Genomic DNA, 20,807 nt, shown 5'->3' on the forward strand with positions numbered 1-20,807 from the left:
TATGGATAAGAAAGAGCAATTAAGTAGACAAGTAAAAACGGTAATAAATATTCTTGAAAAAGAATATTCTAACGAAATAAAAAAAGATATTTTTCAATTAATATATAAAAGATATAAGAAAGCACTGGAAGTTATTGAAAATAATCAAGATTTAAACAGAATAAATATTACTGGTGGTGTTAGAGCCTATATGGATAGTTATAATGACTATCAAAATCCTTTGTTAAAAGAATTACACAAGGCAGAAAACTTACTAAAAGAGTTATTATAGCATATTAGATAATTACACCTAAACCTTGATTGGCTAACAAGCTTTTCAAGGTTTCTTTTTTGTGGGGGCTACCTAGTGCCAAATAAACGACTTATTATTTTCAGAGTGGAGATAAGCCTTGATTGTATTAGGGCGTAGCCCAGTCATTCGTGCCAATTCACGTTGTGAGAGGTCACGTTCTTTAAGTATTTCCTTGAGTTTAATTGATATTGGCATGGTATTTTCCTTCCTCTTATTCATGTTACCTTTTACGATACATCACAAACTTGTGTCGGTATTCAAATGGATAATCAATATATTGGAGGAGTAGAACAATGGTATATAACGAACCTAGACGACTTAATAAAACCTTAAACTTTATTAACGAAGTTGAAAAAGCGAAAATAAAGTTAGAATGTGAAATGAAAGCTCACAAATTAGGTCAAGGTAAAGATGGGACAATAAGTCAACTTGAAAATTTCTATAAAGATATAGAACTAATGATTGAATCTAAAAGTCATATCCCATCATATCCAAGGGTTATTACCGATACTTGGGATTTTAATAGCGAACTTGGAATTCAATTATTAGATTTATATGAGTTATATAAGAAGCTGGGATAACTAACTTCAATTATTAAGAAATGATATAAGAGATAACTAGATGGTAGGAAGTTCAAAAGTTTTTAAAGAAGTAAGAGTATTTAAGTTCAACCAATGATTTTTAAATGTATATTATCATAGGGAACAAGCTTAGAACTTCGAAATTAAACAGAATTTTTGGTTTAAAGATAGGAATAGTAATGAATTACTTTATATAGCTATCTATAAAGCACTTGATTGCCTTTTAGGCAACAGGTGCTTTTGTTTTTTGTTATAAAGTTAAACTTTGGATGACATTGATGATGCTTAATGGAAATTCATAACTCATGAAGGTTGTACCATCAAGGCATTATGTTTTAATACTTGGTTTGTGAAAATAATACGATAATTAGGCGAGATGACATTTTACATGGCAGGGGTAGTTATGATAAGGAATAGCTGACAAACTAACGAGATCAACAAAGAAGATCGGATTGATTCGGTTGTTTCTAGGTCTAGTGTGAAGGTTGAGGAGAAGGGGACAGGGGATGGTACTAAGGGTACGGGTAATGTTAAACAAGTAATTTCTGCAACGGATAAGGCTAAAATATTTAGTTGGAAATATCCTACAAATGATGAGCTGTATTTAAAACATAAGCATGTATTTGATAATCCTAAATACTATGATCAAGAAACAGGTGCAATAAATTGGCCTAAAAACGATGGGTTTTTAAATACTCCAATTGAAGAAACTTTACAACCAGGATTTAGGATAGATAGATTTGGTTGTGACACTGGTATATTTGTTTCGCTAGAAGGTACTCCTTATGGAATGAGAGCTGTTGCTCCAGGTACAGATTTGAGGTCTTATAACGTATTTGATGTCATTGCTCCTATTAAAGTTAAGGGAGGGGAGTTTGCGCCATGGTTTGATGAAGTTGGAGGCGGGGTTCAATATGTATTGACAGATTCAGTTGAAAATTTATTAGAACAAGGAATGATAAGGAGGGTTACACCATAATGAAAATAAAAGAACTAGAACAAAAGTTGCTAGAAATTAATGTACCTAAGGATATTTATTCGATATTAAAAGGGGGACTTCCGAATGAACAGTATTGTATAACTAAAGATGGGGATAATTGGGAGGTGTATTATAGCGAAAGAGGAAACAAATCAGGATTAAAAGTATTTGATCATGAAGAAAATGCCTGTGAATATTTTTATAAAAAAGTAGAAAAATACGCCCCGAAAAATAACTAGTTGGTGGCGTTGGATTAAGTTAGAGCAGTTGGAATGGGTCTTAATCGATATTATAGACACCCAGATGTCTTCAAAAGGGACTTTATCAGGCTTAATTGGTAGAAGAAATAAAAATTAACTGACCTTGATTGGCTATGAACTGCCTTTTAAGGTTTTTTTACTTTAAATCTTTAATGTTAAAAGCGAGATGACTTTTGAATCTATAACTCATGATGGTTATTAAAGATAATAGAATGGTTAATATGAATTATTAGGATAATGCATACACTTACTACTCAATTATATTTACATACGATATGACAAAGATCGTACAGTTAAAGTAGAAAAGATGAAGATTGGATATAGAAAAAATAAAGGAATTATGAAGAAGCACCGGGACGTATCTCATGCATGTTTATTTTCGCTTAATGAAGGAAGCAAAAGATCCGTCCCTATGCTTCCCCCTATGCTTCCCGTAGGGCACGTAGATGAATATTTAAATGGCTCACCTAAAAATAATATATTAAACAAAGCATTAGCGGGAGGTACACACGTGAAAGGTGTAGATTATGACATATTAGGCTTTCCAATTTTTAAAGGAGATGCTGTTAAATTTCAAACGACATTGGGCAAAGAAATGTATATAGCGAAAGATTTAAAGCAATTTGAAGAGTGTACTAGAGCTTTACAAAAAGCTATCGAAGCTGGCGAGGTTTCAAAAGACATATTTTCTCCAAAGCAACTGGCTCAAATAGATGCTGGAAAAGAAAGAATACAAGGATTAACCTGGCATCATCATCAGGTACCAGGAAAAATGCAGTTGGTTGTATCAAAAGTACATGATGTAAATCACTTAGGTGGAAATAAATTGTGGGGAGATGGTATTAGGTGAGTATAATTAAGTGGGAGTTTGCAGACGAGCCTGTAAGTCAAGAGGTAGTGCACACAGTCGGTGATAATTTAGGTGTTAAGTTTCCAAGTGATTATATAGAGTGTGTGGCTATAAATAATGGGGCGAATGCAGAACCAAGACTATTTGATGTAGAAAATCGAGAAAAAGTATTTGGTACGTTACTATCATTCGATGAAAATAATGATGAGTTTATAGTGTCTGTTTATAACGATTATAAGTTAACTTTACCAAAAGAATTAGTTCCAATTGCTTTTGATCCTGCAGGGAATTTAATATGTTTAGATTATAAAGAAGATAAAAACAAGCCTACGGTAGTATTTTGGGAACATGAAAATGCAGGTGAAAAAGAAATGTTAATGCGAGAAGAAGGATTAACAGAAGACCAAGTAGAAGAATTAGCAAGAGAAAATGTATTTTATGTTGCAGCATCATTTACGGATTTCCTTGATAAGTTACATGACTAAGAATTTAAGAAAATAAACATTAAAATCAAGAGCTCATGAAGGTTGTACCATCATGGGGTTGTATAAGAATATTTTGCTATGAAAAGAAGTATGATAATTAGGCGAGATGACATTTAAACATACGATGTATTGTTACAGGGAACAAAACAAAATCTTACGAAATTAAACAGGCTCGTTGGTTTAAAGATGGAAATAGTAATGAATTACTTGCAAAGAAGCACCTGGACGTATCTGGTGCTTCTTTACTTTCGCTTAATGAAGGAAGCAAAAGATCCGTCCCTATGCTTCCCGTCCCTATGCTTCCCCCTTTCTGTCAATTATCCAGATTTCTTTTCTCGCATCTCAGCCCAGCGATCTTTCGCCATTTCGACGATTCCTTTTTCAAGTGTGTCCCGCTGTTTTTCTATCACTTTTGAAAAATAGCGAGTCGCTTGAGTAGTGAGGCCAATCCGGCGGCTTAAATCACCAATTAAATATAGAAGTCGTATCTCAGATAGATGAGTTTCTGAATAATCACTGACCATATAAGATTGAACGTATTCCTCTAAAGCAAGGCGTAGAAATCGTTGTTCCTCTGTTGAATTTACTTTTTCAGTACGGTAAATCCACGATAATCGTAAGTATAGACCTGCTAATGTAATATGTTTTTCTTTCTTTAGTGTTGCACAGTAAATCGCCAATTTAAAAGAGTTGATGGCAGTATCTATTGCCCGTTCGTTACTATATAATTGTGTACTTATCCAATTTTTTGAGATAGCAGTTGCTATTGCTTCTTTTGTAGTTGGAGGAAAATAGGATGTAAATTCCTCAGAAGAAGAAAACCCGCAAGTAGGACAGACTTGAACATAATATAATAGTGGATTTATGGAAGTCTTCGTATAATAAGAACAAAAATCGGTATCATGTTTATTTGCACGTATATAACGAGAAAGCACTTTTTTCGTAATGAAGGAAGTAGCACAAATTTGGCATGTTACATGTTTATCGAATAAATATTCCGGTGTAGTCGTCATAATATCACTTCCTTTTACCTATATATGACAAAATAGTTTCGTGCTAGTTGTGAAAATTATACCATAAAATGTGTATAAAGAACTATAAAATACAAGATTTCCTTTTCGGTTATATCTGAGGTAATAAAGGAAGCGTATTTTTATAGGTATATTAGAGGGTGATTTGGATAGGATATCCTTTTGTTTGTTTCGTATGGAAAAAAGTCATTCTGTCTAAATGATAAAAGCCTCCTGATATTCAGGAGGCTTTTACTTTATTAAAACGGGGGATAGGAGTATTGTGTTCATATTTCCAACAATTTATACTAATAAAAAGAAAATTTTCTGGAGGGCACTATGAAATCATTTCGTTTTACAAAAATGCATGGTCTTGGAAATAACTATATTTATGTAAATATGTTCGAGGAAAAGCTAGAGGAAAGAGAGCTTTCAACGATCGCAGAGCAAGTTTCAAATGTGTATACAGGAATTGGTTCAGACGGGATGATTTTAATTTGTCCATCTGATGTAGCAGAAGTGAAAATGAGAATTTTTAACAATGATGGTTCAGAAGGGAAAAACTGTGGCAATGGTTTACGTTGTGTAGCTAAGTATGCTTATGAGAGGGAGCTAGTCACCGAGAAGAATTTCAAGATTGAAACATTATCAGGTGTTGTTGAAGCTACAGTTCATGTAGAAAATGGTATTGTTCAATTAGTAACAGTTGATATGGGTGAACCACGTTTACAAAAAAATCTCATCCCTATGGTTGGAGACGGGGAAAAGCAAACAATCAACGAGGAATTAGAATTTAACGGAAAAACATATCGGGGAACTGCTGTTTCAATGGGGAACCCACATGTCATATTTTATGTAGACAATATTGATGAAGCGCCTGTCACTACATTAGGTCCACTTATAGAAAAGGATCCGATGTTTCCAGAAAGTGTAAATGTTGAATTTGTCGAAGTAGTCTCTAAAAATGAACTTCATTTTCGAGTATGGGAAAGAGGGTCTGGGGTTACACAAGCATGTGGGACCGGAGCCTGTGCAGCTGTTGTTGCCTCGGTGTTAAATAAGCATACAATAAAAGGGGAAGAAACAACGGTTCACTTAGCTGGAGGTGACCTTCTGATTAACTGGTCAGAAAGCGGAAATGTTCTGATGACAGGTCCAGCAGAGGTTATTTGTGACGGAACGTTTTTCGTTAAAAATGAACATAGTTAACCTGTAATCCTTCTAATACATGATGATGTTGATAGTAGTAAATATTTGAGTGAAAGAATGATTCCGATGTATACTAGTAGTAGATCCTTTGTGAAAAGAAGAGGCGCTTTTTTGAAAAGATGTTGCTAACGACCTTAACGTTTAGGTATCAACGTTGTTTCAATCACATAAAAGATACAAGTTTAAGAAGAAAAGATGCCACTAGACTTCATACAGGGCATTTTCCTATTTTACGAGCAACAACGTATACGAAAATAGCTAAAGTAAAAGAAGGAGGAATGAAATATGAGTGATATTGTAACGATCACTGAAGCGGCAGCTTTCCAAATAAAAGATATGATGAAAGAAAATGAAGAAGAGCATGCTTACCTACGTGTAGGTGTAAAAGGCGGAGGCTGCAGTGGACTTTCGTATGGAATGGGCTTTGAGCATGACATGTCAGATGAAGATGAAATTTTAAACCAACATGACTTAACCATTCTCATAAAAAAAGAAGATGCACCGATCTTAAAGGGAACTAAAATTGATTACAAACAATCCATGATGGGCGGTGGATTTACCATCGAAAACCCGAACGCGATTGCAAACTGCGGATGTGGATCATCATTTAGAACAGCGCAAAATACTGGTACTCCTGAGGAGTGCTAATTAGACTGGCTTGTCGGTTGACTAACGAAAATAAGTAAAAGGCTGGTTAACTTAAAATTTATTCTTTGTAAAGGATAGATTTAAAAAAGCATGAAAGCACCTGAAGAAGATGACCTCTGAATTTTAAAGGAGTCATCTTTTTTAGGCTTAATAAAGTAACGTTACGTTTATTTTCTCTTATCCTGGAAAAACTGTACATTTTTTATGAATACTATTATTAATATAAGCGTTTACGTAGCAATTGTTAGTGAAATATGGAAAATATCCTAGTTTTAATTAGAAAAAACTGATGAAAAATGACTTGAAATATAGCGGCTATATGGATAAGATGGTTTATAGGTGCGATTATATCTAATTATCTGTTTTAAAGACAAGAAATTAACCTTTTTATGCTTTAGTAAGTGAATGATTTCACAAAGTTTTATTTCTAAAAACCAAAATAAAAAGTTGTATTTCAGTGGAATATAGGTAATAGGCATAATTCGATTTTTACAACAATTTCAAAAGTAAAGGTGGATGTCTTCGGTGAGAAAACCAAGAGTTGTCGTTTTAGGTGCAGGATATGGTGGATTAATTACAGTTACTCGTTTACAAAAACAATTAGGTGTAAATGAAGCAGAAATTACACTAGTTAACAAAAATGATTATCACTATGAAACAACATGGTTACATGAGGCTTCAGCAGGTACGTTACATCATGATCGTGCTCGTTATGAAATCAAAAATGTGATTGATAATAGCCGTGTTACATTTGTACAAGATACAGTTGTAGCAATTGATAAAGAAGCGAAAAAAGTTACATTAGAGAACGGTGAAGTTGAGTATGATTACCTAGTGGTTTCTTTAGGTGCGCACCCTGAAACGTTCGGTATTCAAGGCTTAAAAGAATTCGCATTTGGAATTACAAGCATTGATGCTGCACGTCAATTACGTGAGCACATTGAATACCAATTTGCTACTTACAATACAGAAGTAGAGAAAAAAGATGAGCGATTAACAATTATCGTTGGTGGAGCTGGTTTCACTGGAATCGAATTCCTTGGAGAATTAGGTAACAGAATTCCTCAGCTTTGTAAAGAGTATGATGTTGATTTTAATAAAGTTCGTATTCTTTGTGTAGAAGCAGCACCAACAGCACTACCAGGTTTTGATCCAGAATTAGTAGATTATGCTGTAAACCACCTTCAGAAAAAAGGTGTAGAATTCATGATCGGTACAGCAATTAAAGAGTGTATCGAAGATGGAATTATTGTTGCTAAAGGTGAAGAGCTTGAAACAATTAAAGCTGGAACTGTTGTATGGGCAGCTGGAGTTCGTGGTAACAGTGTAGTGGAAGAAGCAGGCTTTGAAAACATGCGTGGACGTGTTAAAGTTGATGAGTTCTTACGTGCTCCAGGTCATGATGATGTATATATTATTGGAGATTGCTCATTAATTATCAATGAAGAAATCAATCGTCCATATCCACCAACAGCACAAATTGCTATGCAACAAGGTGAAACTTGTGCGAAAAACTTATCTGTAGCAATTCGTGAGCGTGGAGAAATGGAAACATTCAAACCAGACATCAAAGGATCTGTTGCTTCTTTAGGTGAACATGATGCAGTTGGTGTTGTATTTGGTAAAAAATTAGTTGGAACAAAAGCTTCATTTATGAAGAAAATGATTGATAACCGTGCATTGTATATGGTTGGTGGTCCTTCATTAGTAGTGAAAAAAGGTAAATTTAACATTCTATAAGAAACGGAAGGACAAGAGAAGCCTCTTGTCCTTTTCCTATTGTCTTAAATAGCCTACTAGATAATTTGAAATAGTAAAAATTCAAAATAGTAAGATAAATAAAGTGTTTTCAAGATAATGACTGTTGTATACGCTTACACTGAAGTTTTTGTCAGATTACCTTCCTTTATTATTTTCAGAATAATTGGTATATTATCAAAAATACTAATTCACTCAGAAGGAGAGGAAATCATTGAGTACAACGAAGGTGGAAACAAAAGAATGCCCATATTGCTCAGGTAAAGGTTATTTTCAATTGATTTTGGGTGGATCAGAAACTTGCTGTAATTGTGATGGCTCAGGTAAGAAGTCATAAAACGTTCACTAGCTTTTGATTGACTGTCCAATGCTCGTCTATTACACTAATAATGGTGTAATGGAGGTGAACGCATGCTTAGCTTACCTGTTTTATTAATATCCATGCTTTTATTTTTAGTATTATTTTTTGGAATCGGATTCTTATTAAATATGTTATTACGCATGTCATGGATCATGGCTATTGTGTACCCAATTGTTTGTATATTCATTATCGATGATGTGAGATTTATAGAATACTTTCAACAACCTAGTGACTCTTTCCAAGCTCTAGGAAACAAAATTACTTCATTAGCTCTTGCAGACATTTTAATTTTATCCTCAGGATTAGCTGGTGCTATTTTAGCTGGTATAGTCATTAAAATGCTTCGTAAAAGAGGCTATCAGATGTTTTGATAGCGTATACTAAGTGAAAAGACTGAATTCAGGTGAATCAGTCTTTTTTGTTTTGGATCTTTTTAAAAAAGGTGATGTTAAAGGCATTCATGGACGCACCTACCTCACTTTTTGAATGTGAATTTGTAAAAAAGAAACTAACAACGATGCTTAAACCTCACCTTAAAAGTTTGTGGTAAATAATTCCTTTTAAACTGTTAAAATATATTTTTTTTACGATTATGTATACTTCCTCTCAAAATAGGGAACCAATAGATTTGTGAGAGGAGTGGAAATATATGAACAGTATAAAGAGAATTTCAAAAAGAATTATGATGACATGCTTATTTTTAGGAGCATTTACAACTACATTTGAATCAATCTCAGGTGTAAAGGCAAAGGATATTGCAACTTGGTATGGAGCGACTGATCAAGTAATAAATGAAAATGAAACGGCTGAGAGAGCAGAGGGTAAAGATCCATTAAAGCTTATAGGATTAATATTTAAGTCATTAAAAAGTGAGCCAACTGCTACAAGAGAAATATCCTCAAGTGTAGAAGCTGTAAACAATGACGTCCCCTTAGAGGAGGCATTTGATTGGTCCAAGTATCCTTCAAAAAAAGTTGTCGCTACAGGATATACAGCTGGAGTTGAATCTACTGGAAAAGGACCGGATCATCCGAGCTATGGGATTACATATTCAGGTGTAAAAGTTAAACGAGATCTTTATTCAACAGTTGCAGCAGATTTAAACGTATTTCCGATAGGAACCATTCTATTTATCCCAGGGTATGGATATGGAGTTGTCGCTGATAAAGGTGGGGCAATTAAGGGGAATAAGTTAGACCTTTATTATGAAACAGTAACAGATGTATATGATAACTGGGGGAAAAAGCAACTGGATGTATACGTGGTTGAAATGGGAAATGGGAAATTAACTGAAGATCAATTAGAACAACTAAACAATGAAGAATCCATGCAAGTGTTTCGACAAAAATATATGAAAGAGAAAGAAAAAAGCTAATTTTGGAATCAAAATTAGCTTTTTTCATGTAGTTTATTCATTGTTGGATAGATGCCAGGATGAAGTAGGTGTGCTAGTTTTTCTAAGCCAACTAAAAGCCGTGGAGAGGGTCTGCAATATAATGCTTCTTCTAATAAATGAATGTTATTGTTTTTTACAGCTTGAAGCTCTTGTGAACCAGTTCGTTTTAACACATGGGCTGGATTCATTCTAGATTGTTTAACGCCGACCCATGATAGACAGATATGCTCTGGATTTCGTCTATAGACATCTTCCCACGTTGTTTGAACACTAGCTACATTCACATCGGCAAAAATATTCTGTGCTCCAGCTAACTGACTTATTTCGGTAAGCCAATTTACTTCTCCAGGTGTGAAAATAGGGTTTGGCCACCATTCAAAGTAAACGGTTTTTTTGTTTTTGATGGAGAGGGAGATTTTCTTATATGTATGAATGAAGCTTAAAAACTCTTCTACAACCTTTTTAGATCTTTCCTCATGATTTGTTAGCTTTCCAAGTGTTAGGAGATCCTCTGCAATATCCTGTAATGACTGAGGATTAAACACGACATGTGGTATGTTTCGTTTTTCTAATTCTGTAATGTTTTTTTCCATTCCGGGAACACTTAATGAGGCTAAAACTAAATCAGGCTGATAGGTTTCAACTAAATCCATATTAATAGATAAATCAGGACCAACTCTTGGCAGATGATCGAGTTCGTTAGGCCAATCAGAGAAATCGTCCAGTGCTATTAAGTGTTCATTCAATCCTAAATATACTGCAAGCTCAGTGTTACTTGGACAAATAGAAATGATTCTCATGGATGGTCCCTCCTATGAAAGAGTTATTAAAAAATGAAGGGCAAGGGCTAAAAGGATACCTGTTAAACCACCAAAAAACACTTCTATAGGCTGGTGACCAAGTAGCTCTTTTAATTTCTTTTGTTTATCTTTTTCTTCCTTTTTTGGCCATACTTTAGCTTCTTCTACGAATGTATTAAAATCAAGTACTAACTGATTCAATACGGTTGCTTGTTCGCCGGCATGCCTTCTAACTCCTGTCGCATCAAACATTGTAATAATGGCAAATACGGCTGAGATAGCAAAGATTGAAGAACCAAGGCCATGGTCAAGAGCAACACCTGTTGAAAGGGCAGTTACGGCAGCAGAATGTGAGCTTGGCATACCGCCTGTACTTGTTACTAAAGACCAATCCCACTTTCTAGTTGCAATAAATAAGATAGGTACTTTTACAAATTGTGCGAAAAAAATAGCAGCAAGTGATGCAAGAAGAGGGAAATTTAAAAATAGTTCCAAGGTAATTGCTCCTTTCGGATTCAGCGTTTGACGTTGTCGTTACGTTTCATTTCTGCCGTTGTTTTGATACAATCAAAATGAAAGATTTGTTCCATTATAGCATACCTTTATCTCCCTTTTTTACATAGGAAAATAGAAATTAATATGGTGAATGAACCGTATTATAGGTATATTCAAAACGTTTTGATAAAGGTAGCTATTTAAAAGACATGGAGGTGATTTAATGTTTCGAGTACATCAAGAACTAGATGATAAACAAGAAACATTGGTTGTTGGATTATTTCAGCAAAATAGTCAGTTAACAGGATTATTAGCTGAATTAGATGAAAAGCTAGATGGTCATCTTACTCAGTTAATGAAAGATGGAGACCTTTCGTCTAAAAGAAAATCCATATTTACATTACATACCCTTGGGTTACTAAAGGTAAAACGTATTTACTTCGTTGGTTTGGGAAAAGAAAAAGAACTCAACTTCCCAAAATTAAGAGAAGCGTTTGGAAAACTATTTAAAACTGTGCAAGAAGCAAAAGTGCAGGAACTTAGTATCGCTTTAGATACATTTGCCTCATCCACTGTGGATGTTAACGAAGCAGCACATGGATTAGCGGAGGCTTTTGCGCTATCCACTTATAAGATCCATGACTATAAGCAAAAATCAAATGAGCCTGAGAAAAAAATTGAAACCATTGATGTTTTTGCGCTAAATGAAGATCCTGTGGAAGTAAAGTCCAGTCTTGAAGTTGGTTACGCATTCGGACAGGGAACAAACAGCGCAAGAACATTAACAAACATGCCACCGAATCTTTTAACAGCTACTGAATTAGCTTCATATTCCATCCAATTGGCTGAGAAACATGGATTTGAATATGAAATCCTAGAAAAAGAAGAGATGGAACGTCTTGGTATGGGAGCACTTCTTGCCGTTAATAAAGGCTCAGAAGAACCTCCAAAGATGATTGTTTTAAAATACCAAGGAAAAGAAGAGTGGACTGATGTTATTGGTTTAGTTGGAAAAGGAATCACGTATGATACAGGTGGTTATTCAATTAAGCCAAAGGACGGCATTGTGGGAATGAAAACCGATATGGGTGGAGCCGCAGCTGTTCTCGGTGCGATGGAGATCATTGGAGAAATCAAGCCAGAGCAAAATGTAGTTGCTGTCATTCCGTCTACTGACAATATGATTAGTGGTGGAGCATTTAAACCAGATGATGTTATTGTTTCTCTAAGTGGAAAAACCATTGAAGTACTTAACACAGATGCTGAAGGACGATTAGCTCTTGCAGACGGGGTCACATATGCAAAGCATCATGGTGCTCAATACTTAGTGGATGTAGCAACTCTTACTGGTGGAGTCGTTATAGCACTTGGAAATGACATGACGGGAGCCATGACTAATCATGAACCATTATTTGAGCAAGTCTTGCAGGCGTCACATGAATGTGAAGAGCCGATGTGGCAATTACCAATCACAGAAAAAGACAAAAAACGTGTCCGCAATAGCAAAATGGCGGATCTCAATAATTCACCTGGACGAGAAGGACATGCAATCATGGCTGGAGCCTTTATCGGTGAATTCGCTGAAAATACACCTTGGGTTCATTTAGATATAGCAGGAACTGCCGTAACATCAAAAGAAAGTGACCTTGGTCCATCAGGTGCTACTGGTGTAATGGCAAGAACTCTAGCTACATTTGTAGAGCGTTTTGAAACAATTGAAAAGTAAGCTTAATTACGAGAGAAGAACCGAGCCAGTGGCCGGTTCTTTTTTTGGTAGAAGTTTTTTTGGGGTAGAAGTGATTACGTTAAGATGTCGAGATAGAACGGTGTGGAGAGGTCAGAATCGCGGAAAGAGAGGTCAGAATCGCGGAAAGAGAGGTCAGAATCGCGGAAAGAGAGGTCAGAATCGCGGAAAGAGAGGACGGAATCGCGGAAAGAGAGGACGGAATCGCGGAAAGAGAGGACGGAATCGCGGAAAGAGAGGTCGGAATCGCGGATAGAGCAGTCAAGTCCTAACGATTGTGTAAAAACTCTAAACAATGTTTTTCAACCTTTCGTCTTCTAAATCTTTTATTAACCTCCCATTTTTTTCGAGCAATGCTTCCATGGGTTAATCACTTCATATCCAGGAATAGCTGTCAAAGGCTCCTCACTTTGACAGCTATTCCTGGATATGAGATCCTCCCACAATTGGAAGCTATGCTGAAAAAGGAACTATTTTGTTAAGGATTTCTTTTTAGAATAGATAGAATCCTGGTAATGCATAAGAACTGCGCCAACTAGTCGAAAAGCAGATTGTGTATTTGGAAAAACTCGTATGACTCGCTCTCTTCTACGTACCTCTTGATTCAATCTTTCAAGAGAATTAGTACTTCTGATATGGCAACGTATGTGTTCTGGAAAGTTCATGTATTGTATGGTATCTTCGAAACCATCATCCAGGATAGCGAGTGCTTTTTCATATTTATGATTGTCAGTAAACTGAGCCATCAACTCTTCTTTAAAGTTTCTCATATCTTCAATTGTGACAGCTTCAAAAATACGTTTTATCATCAATTTTATCTCAGTAGAATCTTTTTTTGGCAGTTTGGTAAAAATATTACGCTTAAAATGGACATTACATCTTTGCCAACAAGTCCCAATAAATTCACGCTGGATAGCTTTCTGAAGACCTTGATGAGCATCGGAAATTACAAGCTTAGGAGATTGAAGACCACGTGATTTCAGTTGTTGGAAAAAGTTTCTCCAGGATTCAAAGCTTTCTGTATGATCAACACTTAATCCTAGGATTTCACGTTTGTTTTTATCTGTAATAGCAGTAGCAATATAGACAGCTTTAGAGACAACTCGTTGATGTTCACGAACTTTTATATACATAGCATCTACAAAAACAAAGGGGTAGTAAGTTATGTTTAAAGGTCTCTTTGCCCAGTCATTCACGATTGGATCTAATTTTTGAGTAAGTGAGGATACAAATGATTTTGATATATTCTCACCGCAGAGTTGTTCAACAATATGTGTCACTTTCCTAGTAGATACACCATTAATGACCATCTCTAACATAGAAAGGACCAAAGCCTGATCACAACGTGCATACTTCTCAAATACAGATGGTGAAAATTCACCATGACGTGTTCGAGGGACCTTGAGTTTTATCTTGCCAACACTCATAGTTAAATCACGTTCATAGTAACCATTACGGTAATCTCTACGTTCGTCAGAACGCTCATAAGGGTATGCATGGAGATATTCGTCTCTTTCTTTTTCCATAAATTCATTTAAAACTAAAACTATTGCAGACTTTATAACAGTATCAATATTAGAATTCATAACTGAATCTTTTAAAACATTCATATCTAGGCTAAACTGTAATTGAGTCATTTTATTCTCCTTTTCAATGTTTTTCTTGGTCGTTAAACATTGTTGACAAGAAGGAATAAAATGACTCCTTTCTTTTTACACAATTATATGGACTTTATCGATAGAGCACACAGAACCGCGGATAGCCCCCCGATAATCGCCGATACAATTCAAAAATCACATAGAAAGCACCCGAAATCCCTATTTCTATGCTCTCATTGTCAGAAAAATGATCAAATTTAGACGAAAAAAAGACTAAAACAGTCACATTAAGTCACGTACTCCCACATTCGGACTAATGTCAGCCAATCTAACCCTTCTTGCTTCTTTAAAAGCCTCTTCAGCTATAGACAACCTCAGATTTCGCTGAAATTTCCAGTTGACCATCAAAAAAAGATATGATAAATTAAATTCTGTTATTTTATTTCTCTACCATATTAGCAAACTAAAGGATTTTGGGGGTTACCATCATGAATGCTGTTATGATTGCAGTTATTGTCATGCTTATTTTAAGCTTATTACGAATAAATGTTGTTTTTGCTTTGGTAATTGGAGCATTTGTTGGAGGTCTAACTGGAGGTTTGGATGTTGCTACAACGATTCAAATTTTCACAGATGGTCTTGGTGGAAATGCGACTGTTGCTCTTAGCTATGCATTGCTTGGTGCTTTTGCAGTTGCTTTGTCGACAACAGGTTTACCTGATGCAATGGTAGCAGGTGCCGTGAAATTAGTAGGACGTGAAGGAGAGACACGACGTAAAACTCTTTCAAAAGTTTTGATTATCCTTATGATCTTAACGATGTCTATTTTTTCTCAGAATGTGATTCCCGTTCATATTGCTTTTATTCCAGTACTTATTCCACCTTTATTGAAAGTATTAAATGAATTACAAGTGGATCGACGCTTAATAGCAACAGTTTTAACTTTTGGATTGATTACACCATATATGTTTTTACCGGTTGGATTTGGTGCGATTTTTCATGAAATCATGCAAGCAAATATGGAACAAAGCGGCTTAGTTGTTGCACTTTCTGATATTCCGAAAGCCATGGCGATTCCGGCGCTAGGAATGTTGATCGGATTGTTAGTCGCTATATTCTTTAGTTACCGTAAAAATAGAGTCTATGAAACTCGTGAAGTAGCAAATCAAGAGCAAAGTTATTCATATAGCCCTAAAACCATTCTTATTGCGGTGATTGCCATTATTGTGTCGTTAACGGTTCAGCTATATCTTTCTCAACAGCTTGGTGTAGAAGGAATGATTTTCGGTGCACTTGCTGGTTTAATTGTATTGTATGCAAGTGGTACGTTAAAAAGAAATGAAGCAGATGTTGTTATCACTAGTGGTATGAAGATGATGGCATTTATTGGATTTGTTATGATTACTGCATCAGGATTTGCAAGTGTGTTAAAAGAAACAGGACACGTTGAATTACTTGTAGAGGATGCAGCAAACATGATTGGTGGAAATCAAGCAGTAGGTGCACTATTAATGCTAGTTGTAGGATTGCTTGTGACGATGGGGATCGGTTCATCTTTCTCAACGATTCCAATTATTACAACAATTTTTGTACCTTTATGTTTAGAACTGGGGTTAAGTCCGATGGCAACAATAGCAATAGTTGGGACTGCTGCCGCTTTAGGTGATGCGGGTTCTCCAGCTTCAGATAGTACATTAGGGCCTACATCAGGTCTTGCTGCTGATGGAAATCATAATCATATCTGGGATACTTGTGTTCCTACTTTTATTCATTACAATATTCCACTCATAATTTTTGGATGGATAGCGGCTATCATTTTATAGAAAAATTTTATAGAAAAATAGAAAGAGCTTGGATCATCTAAATCCAAGCTCTTTCTTCGTCTAAGCCTTTTCAACCTTTGTTGTGTCTAGTTTTCTTCTTATATTGAATTCTCTCCAGTAACTCCTCATCGTCCCATTCGAGTACTTCTTCGAGTAAAGTAGGATTATGTTTTAAGCACTCATTCTCTAATGCTTCTCTTTCTTTTATATCTAGAAAATATCGTTTTACTACCAAGGTCTTCATATAACCACCCTTTTTATTTCGACTCTAGTAAATGTATGGACAAAACTAGATTCAATTATACATCGAATTTGTAAAAATAGTAAAAACAATCATTTAGTAAGTCTTGTATTTAGTTGAATATGCGTTGTATCATATGATATATCCACATTTTGGGAGGGTTAACATAATGGAATGGATCCGAAGGCATAAACTAATTCTATCTACTATTGTAATAGTCTTACTATTTTTCGGTATACTTGGAGTCATTTTGGTAGATATGTTTGATGAAGATCCCGCTAGTTCTACAAATACAGGTCAAATCGACGGGGGTGAGAATAAGGAAATTACTCAATCGATTGATACGACAAAAAAAGCAGATGTAATAGAAAATCCATTTGAAGAAGATAAAAAGGTCATAGTGGAGTTGGATATACTCAATTATATGCATGGCATGTCCCATCAAAAAGTAATTGCCGATAAAAAATGGATTCATTATAAAATTTCACAGGAAAGAATAGAATTTTTGTTAGATGTAATTGAAGAAGGGAATTTTAAGAATAAAGATACATATAATAGTATCCTCAATAAATGGTTAGCTAATGATTTTTCACATGCCGATGAAGATCATAATGTGATTTGGAAGTTACAAGGAGGTACTGTGGGAAAAGCTACAGGTGTGATGACAAAGGAACAGGAAGAAGAGTATATACAACGCTATGATTCGCAAATAAAGTGAAAAAACAGGTTAAGCGAGACACTAATCCTATCACACTTTATAGGAGTATTTAACGTTAAATGGATGTCAAATGAGGCTGGGAAAGAAGTGCCTGGCACCTTATCGTAATGTATCGGAGGGTGCCTGGCTCTTTGTTTTGTCCCAGCCTCATTTTGTTAATTATGATCACCAAAAAACGCTCAACTTAAAATTAGTTGAGCGGTATTTAGAGATACTGATAGGGCAATGACTAAATGAAAAGCCTCCTTTTATCATGCGGCAATTCGTTTAGAAGTCGCTTTCGTTACAGACTTGTAAATTCTTGGTGCAATAGAGGCTCCTAAAATCGTGAAGGCTACGTCTTTTACGATAAACCATGCCATTACTAACCAAGCAGCTCCGTAAGACATTGGGGCATTGATCCATACATTTAAAGCAAGCCACATGTAAGTTGTCCCTACAAGATAGATGGCAGTAATTCCAGCAAATGAAGCAATATAGAAAGTAGAATAGGCTTTTTCTTTATTTGCCTCCATTATTTTTCCTACTACATAAGCAGCTACAATATAAGAAAGAATAAATCCACCAGTACTTCCGAATATAACACCAATGCCTCCACTAAATTGAGCGAAAACAGGTGCTCCAGCTATCCCAACTAATGCATATACGACCATTGATAAAGCACCTAATCGGCTACCAAGTAGTAAACCTGCTAAAATACAGAAAAAAGGCTGCATGGAAAGAGGTACTCCAGCTATTTCCAAAAATGGTGCCCAAGATGTGATATTGGCTCCGATAGCCATTAAGGCTGCAAACATTCCAACTAACGCAATATCATATGTACTAAATTTTTTCATCGTATATCCCCCTTATGTATAATAAAGCTATCTAATGTTAGAATAAGGCAGAAAAAATTATATGTCAACTCATTTTAATGGTTAGTTAACAATAGTAGGGTGAGGTGTAGAAATATGTTCTTTGGAAACAAACGAAAAAAACATGAAGCGTCAGATCGAGTTCCACCAAATCAAAATGTAACGACTACATTTCCTGTCTTGCATACTGGTAATGTTCCTTATTATGAGGATATTGCAAAGTGGAATTTGCAGATTTACGGTCTCGTTGATGCTCCGAAGCTTTATTCATATGAAGACATGATGAAATTTCCTCAAACAAATCTGTTAAACGATATTCATTGTGTGACAGGTTGGTCAAAGCTTGATGTTAATTGGCAAGGAGTGTTAGCTTCGGACATTGTAAAGGATGTAGGGATTAAGCCGAATGCAAAGTATGTCATTCTACACGCGGAAGAAGGCTGGACAACGAATCTTGCTATTGAGGATTTTTTAAAGGAGACAAGCTTACTTGCTCATTCTTACCACGGTGAACCGTTAACACCTGAACATGGTTTTCCGTTAAGAGGTGTTTTCCCCCACCTTTATTTTTGGAAAAGTGCGAAATGGATACGAGGGATTCAGTTCACTGAACACAATCATCCTGGATTTTGGGAGCAGAATGGCTACCATATGAAGGGGGATCCATTTAAAGAACAAAGATTTAGTTTTGATTAAGACTCTTTAAATGTTTCTGAAAGCTGAATGAAAGAAAGGGCAAGACGTGGGTGCTCATATTTGTTATAGACTAGGATTGTTGTGATATCTAGTCTTGCCCAATAACCTTAATCGTGTCCAAATGGATAAATCTTTATAACTTAATGATCCGAGAAAATATAGTGTTATTTCGACAAATAGAAAAAAACGTGTAGAATAAGACCAGATTTTTTCTTTACATTATCCCTTTGCATCTATCTTGTTTCCTAGAGTAGGGTGGGGAGCCTGCATCATTTTTAAAAGCTGTTCAGTATTTTGCTGAGTGCTTTCCATTGTTTTTTTAGCTAACGCAATACTTACGCTTTGACCTAAAGAAGCTTGATTCAAGCCAATTGATAAAGCTGCAATATCCATTGTATTCACCTCCATTACTCATATCGACATCTTCTTCGATTTTTGTATGGAAGAATGTAAAAAGTGCCAGTTTCTCGTGAATAACTGGCACTTACTTAGGAATTATACTTGTTCTAATATGTCTACGGTTTGTCCACATTGCTGTAAGGCATGTTCAACAGATTGTAAGGATTGCTGTATTCTTTCGCGATTTGAATCTTTTTCTACCGTCTGTAAAGCATCTTGTAAACAAGTTTTAGCATTTTCTAATGCTGAATAAGAATCCTGTACATAGCCTCTAGCGTTTTTTTGCATTGGTCTATTCCTCCCACTTAAATGAAAAGTAATTCCAGCTTATTTTGTGAAAAACCAAGCAAAATATGTATGTTAACGAGAAAGTGGGCGTTTTAAAGCATGCAAATCATCATCAGCCTGCTGATTTCTCTCCTGAATGATTTTCATTGCATCCTGTACACCAGCATTATAAAATGATGGACCTATGTGTTCAAAGCAGAAATCAAGAAAAGCCTCTGCAGCAATTTTCCCAATTTCTTCATCACGTTCTTCGTAAAAGAAACGTTGTATTTCATCAATTAACACATTTTTCTGATCCTTGGGCATTTTGATAAACAAAAAAGCCACCTCCCTTTTTGGAACTCTATTTAGAATAGCATAAAAGGATTAGAAGCTACCAATCCAACTTAACAATTATCAGCCCTTCAATTCAACTTACCACTCTCCTCCTAAACCTTGTTGCGGGCAAGTTTCTTATAAGTAAGACTCTCCTTTTACAGAAAGAAAAAACTTGCACCAAAGGAAAAATCTAGCACTTGGAAGTAGAATTTTTTAAGGAAGCAACAACCTATGAGAAAACAGCGTAAAAAAAGACTGTAGTTAAAATCGATTGTCCGATTTTTAACTACAGTCTATATGCAATTGATTTGAATAAGAGGCATGTAATCCTCCGCGAGGAAGCGTGTCAAAGGGTATGACAACCATTCCGTTGTGTGGCTCATGGTAATGGAAATCATCAACAAGTTTAACCTAGCGTTCATTTACAAGCTTTATTAAAATACCTCAGTATTTAACGTTACGTTAATGTTTCCGTTAATTGCTTTTGAGTACGGGCATACTTTGTGTGCTGCGTGAACAAGCTCATTTGCTTCATCCAATGCAACACCAGAAATTCCTACATTAAGAGTAGCTTGAAGCTTAAATCCACCATCTGTATCTTTACCAATTGAAACTTCAGCATCTACTTTTGATGTGATTGATTTTCTTGCTTGTCGACTTACTAAGCCAAGAGCGCTATCAAAGCATGCTGCATAGCCTGCGGCAAATAGTTGTTCTGGATTTGTTGCTCCTTCTGTACCAGCACCGCCTAGTGATTTAGGCATTGATAATGTTAAATCTAGGGCTCCATCACTACTTTTTACCTTTCCTGTACGACCGCCTTCTACTGATGCTTTCGCCGTATATAATAATTCCATATTAGCCACCTCTTTTAATTTTTAAAAATTAAGTTGTGCACAATATAAATATACGCACCCTTATAATAATTGTCAACAATTTAGTTGTTAACAATTAATTTGAGGTATGTTATGATAAGGGTATCTTTTATAAAGAAAGGAACATTC

At 35.6% G+C, this 20,807-nt stretch carries 28 protein-coding genes; 16 read left to right on the forward strand and 12 right to left on the reverse strand.

Annotated elements, in window-relative coordinates; genetic code table 11:
- Position 1: 1 nt before the first annotated feature.
- Positions 2-271 carry a hypothetical protein gene (locus A9C19_RS03145; protein ID WP_072578609.1) on the forward strand — a complete coding sequence of 90 codons (270 nt, stop codon included), beginning with the start codon at positions 2-4 and terminating at the stop codon, positions 269-271.
- A 72-nt stretch (positions 272-343) separates the two neighbouring features.
- Here the strand turns inward: A9C19_RS03145 and A9C19_RS03150 are convergent, their stop codons facing one another.
- Positions 344-511 carry a helix-turn-helix domain-containing protein gene (locus A9C19_RS03150; protein WP_338022843.1) on the reverse strand — a complete coding sequence of 56 codons (168 nt, stop codon included), beginning with the start codon at positions 509-511 and terminating at the stop codon, positions 344-346.
- Positions 512-585: 74 nt separating this feature from the next.
- Here A9C19_RS03150 and A9C19_RS03155 point away from each other — a divergent pair, with 74 nt between their 5' ends.
- From A9C19_RS03155 to A9C19_RS03175, 5 genes are all read left to right on the forward strand, one after another.
- Complete coding sequence (locus A9C19_RS03155) at positions 586-873, forward strand: hypothetical protein (RefSeq protein WP_072578611.1); 288 nt, start codon at positions 586-588, stop codon at positions 871-873.
- Between the two features lie 478 nt (positions 874-1,351).
- On the forward strand, positions 1,352-1,852 hold the full coding sequence (locus A9C19_RS03160; protein ID WP_072578612.1) for a TNT domain-containing protein: 501 nt from the start codon (positions 1,352-1,354) through the stop codon (positions 1,850-1,852).
- Entirely contained in the window at positions 1,852-2,091 is a 240-nt protein-coding gene (locus A9C19_RS03165) for a hypothetical protein (protein WP_072578613.1), read from the forward strand. The genes A9C19_RS03160 and A9C19_RS03165 overlap by 1 nt, the downstream gene beginning before the upstream one ends.
- A 532-nt stretch (positions 2,092-2,623) precedes the next feature.
- Positions 2,624-2,962: an HNH endonuclease gene (locus tag A9C19_RS22200; RefSeq protein WP_233499232.1), complete on the forward strand. Its 339-nt coding sequence runs from the start codon at positions 2,624-2,626 to the stop codon at positions 2,960-2,962.
- A complete protein-coding gene (locus tag A9C19_RS03175) occupies positions 2,959-3,447 on the forward strand; it encodes an SMI1/KNR4 family protein (protein WP_072578614.1) in 489 nt (162 codons plus the stop codon). The genes A9C19_RS22200 and A9C19_RS03175 overlap by 4 nt, the downstream gene beginning before the upstream one ends.
- 317 nt (positions 3,448-3,764) lie before the next feature.
- Here the strand turns inward: A9C19_RS03175 and A9C19_RS03180 are convergent, their stop codons facing one another.
- Positions 3,765-4,460 carry a DUF2225 domain-containing protein gene (locus A9C19_RS03180; protein ID WP_072578615.1) on the reverse strand — a complete coding sequence of 232 codons (696 nt, stop codon included), beginning with the start codon at positions 4,458-4,460 and terminating at the stop codon, positions 3,765-3,767.
- A gap of 336 nt (positions 4,461-4,796) precedes the next feature.
- Here A9C19_RS03180 and dapF point away from each other — a divergent pair, with 336 nt between their 5' ends.
- From dapF to A9C19_RS03205, 6 genes are all read left to right on the forward strand, one after another.
- Complete coding sequence (gene dapF / locus A9C19_RS03185) at positions 4,797-5,666, forward strand: diaminopimelate epimerase (protein ID WP_072578616.1); 870 nt, start codon at positions 4,797-4,799, stop codon at positions 5,664-5,666.
- 285 nt (positions 5,667-5,951) lie between these two features.
- Positions 5,952-6,314, forward strand: coding sequence for a HesB/IscA family protein (locus A9C19_RS03190; protein ID WP_072578617.1), 363 nt, complete (start codon positions 5,952-5,954; stop codon positions 6,312-6,314).
- Between the two features lie 516 nt (positions 6,315-6,830).
- Positions 6,831-8,054: an NAD(P)/FAD-dependent oxidoreductase gene (locus A9C19_RS03195; protein ID WP_072578618.1), complete on the forward strand. Its 1,224-nt coding sequence runs from the start codon at positions 6,831-6,833 to the stop codon at positions 8,052-8,054.
- 232 nt (positions 8,055-8,286) lie between these two features.
- Positions 8,287-8,409: a YuiA family protein gene (locus tag A9C19_RS21650; protein WP_158515049.1), complete on the forward strand. Its 123-nt coding sequence runs from the start codon at positions 8,287-8,289 to the stop codon at positions 8,407-8,409.
- A gap of 74 nt (positions 8,410-8,483) precedes the next feature.
- Positions 8,484-8,804, forward strand: a complete 321-nt coding sequence (locus A9C19_RS03200) for a YuiB family protein (protein ID WP_072578619.1) — start codon at positions 8,484-8,486, stop codon at positions 8,802-8,804.
- A gap of 278 nt (positions 8,805-9,082) precedes the next feature.
- On the forward strand, positions 9,083-9,808 hold the full coding sequence (locus A9C19_RS03205) for a 3D domain-containing protein (RefSeq protein ID WP_072578620.1): 726 nt from the start codon (positions 9,083-9,085) through the stop codon (positions 9,806-9,808).
- Positions 9,809-9,822: 14 nt separating this feature from the next.
- Here A9C19_RS03205 and A9C19_RS03210 read toward each other — a convergent pair whose 3' ends face one another.
- Together A9C19_RS03210 and A9C19_RS03215 are read right to left on the reverse strand one after the other, a co-directional pair.
- Positions 9,823-10,629, reverse strand: a complete 807-nt coding sequence (locus A9C19_RS03210) for a cobalamin-binding protein (protein WP_072578621.1) — start codon at positions 10,627-10,629, stop codon at positions 9,823-9,825.
- A gap of 12 nt (positions 10,630-10,641) precedes the next feature.
- Positions 10,642-11,124: a divergent PAP2 family protein gene (locus A9C19_RS03215; RefSeq protein WP_072578622.1), complete on the reverse strand. Its 483-nt coding sequence runs from the start codon at positions 11,122-11,124 to the stop codon at positions 10,642-10,644.
- A 223-nt stretch (positions 11,125-11,347) separates the two neighbouring features.
- Here A9C19_RS03215 and A9C19_RS03220 point away from each other — a divergent pair, with 223 nt between their 5' ends.
- Entirely contained in the window at positions 11,348-12,850 is a 1,503-nt protein-coding gene (locus A9C19_RS03220) for a leucyl aminopeptidase (protein WP_072578623.1), read from the forward strand.
- Between the two features lie 79 nt (positions 12,851-12,929).
- On the opposite strand, the gene A9C19_RS21445 is transcribed toward A9C19_RS03220, so the two are convergent.
- Both A9C19_RS21445 and A9C19_RS03230 read right to left on the reverse strand, forming a co-directional pair.
- Positions 12,930-13,133 (reverse strand): hypothetical protein, encoded by a 204-nt coding sequence (locus A9C19_RS21445; RefSeq protein WP_145925770.1) that lies wholly within the window; start codon positions 13,131-13,133, stop codon positions 12,930-12,932.
- Positions 13,134-13,338: 205 nt separating this feature from the next.
- Positions 13,339-14,505: an IS256 family transposase gene (locus A9C19_RS03230; protein WP_072578625.1), complete on the reverse strand. Its 1,167-nt coding sequence runs from the start codon at positions 14,503-14,505 to the stop codon at positions 13,339-13,341.
- Between the two features lie 449 nt (positions 14,506-14,954).
- Here A9C19_RS03230 and A9C19_RS03235 point away from each other — a divergent pair, with 449 nt between their 5' ends.
- Positions 14,955-16,289 carry a Na+/H+ antiporter family protein gene (locus A9C19_RS03235; protein WP_072578626.1) on the forward strand — a complete coding sequence of 445 codons (1,335 nt, stop codon included), beginning with the start codon at positions 14,955-14,957 and terminating at the stop codon, positions 16,287-16,289.
- A gap of 70 nt (positions 16,290-16,359) precedes the next feature.
- On the opposite strand, the gene A9C19_RS21655 is transcribed toward A9C19_RS03235, so the two are convergent.
- Positions 16,360-16,533, reverse strand: coding sequence for a hypothetical protein (locus A9C19_RS21655; protein ID WP_158515050.1), 174 nt, complete (start codon positions 16,531-16,533; stop codon positions 16,360-16,362).
- A gap of 166 nt (positions 16,534-16,699) precedes the next feature.
- Between A9C19_RS21655 and A9C19_RS03240 the strand changes: the two genes are divergently transcribed.
- A complete protein-coding gene (locus tag A9C19_RS03240; protein WP_072578627.1) occupies positions 16,700-17,248 on the forward strand; it encodes a DUF6241 domain-containing protein in 549 nt (182 codons plus the stop codon).
- A 251-nt stretch (positions 17,249-17,499) separates the two neighbouring features.
- Here the strand turns inward: A9C19_RS03240 and A9C19_RS03245 are convergent, their stop codons facing one another.
- The gene (locus A9C19_RS03245) at positions 17,500-18,084 is read right to left on the reverse strand and encodes a biotin transporter BioY (protein WP_072578628.1); all 585 of its coding nucleotides are present in this window, start codon (positions 18,082-18,084) and stop codon (positions 17,500-17,502) included.
- A 114-nt stretch (positions 18,085-18,198) separates the two neighbouring features.
- Between A9C19_RS03245 and A9C19_RS03250 the strand changes: the two genes are divergently transcribed.
- Positions 18,199-18,798 (forward strand): sulfite oxidase-like oxidoreductase, encoded by a 600-nt coding sequence (locus A9C19_RS03250; RefSeq protein WP_072578629.1) that lies wholly within the window; start codon positions 18,199-18,201, stop codon positions 18,796-18,798.
- A gap of 219 nt (positions 18,799-19,017) precedes the next feature.
- Here A9C19_RS03250 and A9C19_RS03255 read toward each other — a convergent pair whose 3' ends face one another.
- The 4 genes from A9C19_RS03255 to A9C19_RS03270 all read right to left on the reverse strand — a co-directional run bounded on the left by A9C19_RS03255 (position 19,018) and on the right by A9C19_RS03270 (position 20,660).
- Positions 19,018-19,191, reverse strand: a complete 174-nt coding sequence (locus A9C19_RS03255; protein ID WP_072578630.1) for a YjfB family protein — start codon at positions 19,189-19,191, stop codon at positions 19,018-19,020.
- 102 nt (positions 19,192-19,293) lie between these two features.
- On the reverse strand, positions 19,294-19,485 hold the full coding sequence (locus A9C19_RS03260; protein ID WP_072578631.1) for a hypothetical protein: 192 nt from the start codon (positions 19,483-19,485) through the stop codon (positions 19,294-19,296).
- A gap of 72 nt (positions 19,486-19,557) precedes the next feature.
- On the reverse strand, positions 19,558-19,803 hold the full coding sequence (locus tag A9C19_RS03265; RefSeq protein ID WP_072578632.1) for a DUF2164 domain-containing protein: 246 nt from the start codon (positions 19,801-19,803) through the stop codon (positions 19,558-19,560).
- Positions 19,804-20,237: 434 nt separating this feature from the next.
- The gene (locus A9C19_RS03270; RefSeq protein ID WP_072578633.1) at positions 20,238-20,660 is read right to left on the reverse strand and encodes an organic hydroperoxide resistance protein; all 423 of its coding nucleotides are present in this window, start codon (positions 20,658-20,660) and stop codon (positions 20,238-20,240) included.
- Between the last annotated feature and the right edge of the window lie 147 nt (positions 20,661-20,807).

The organism is Bacillus weihaiensis (assembly GCF_001889165.1).
Taxonomy (GTDB): Bacteria; Bacillota; Bacilli; order Bacillales; family Bacillaceae; genus Metabacillus; species Metabacillus weihaiensis.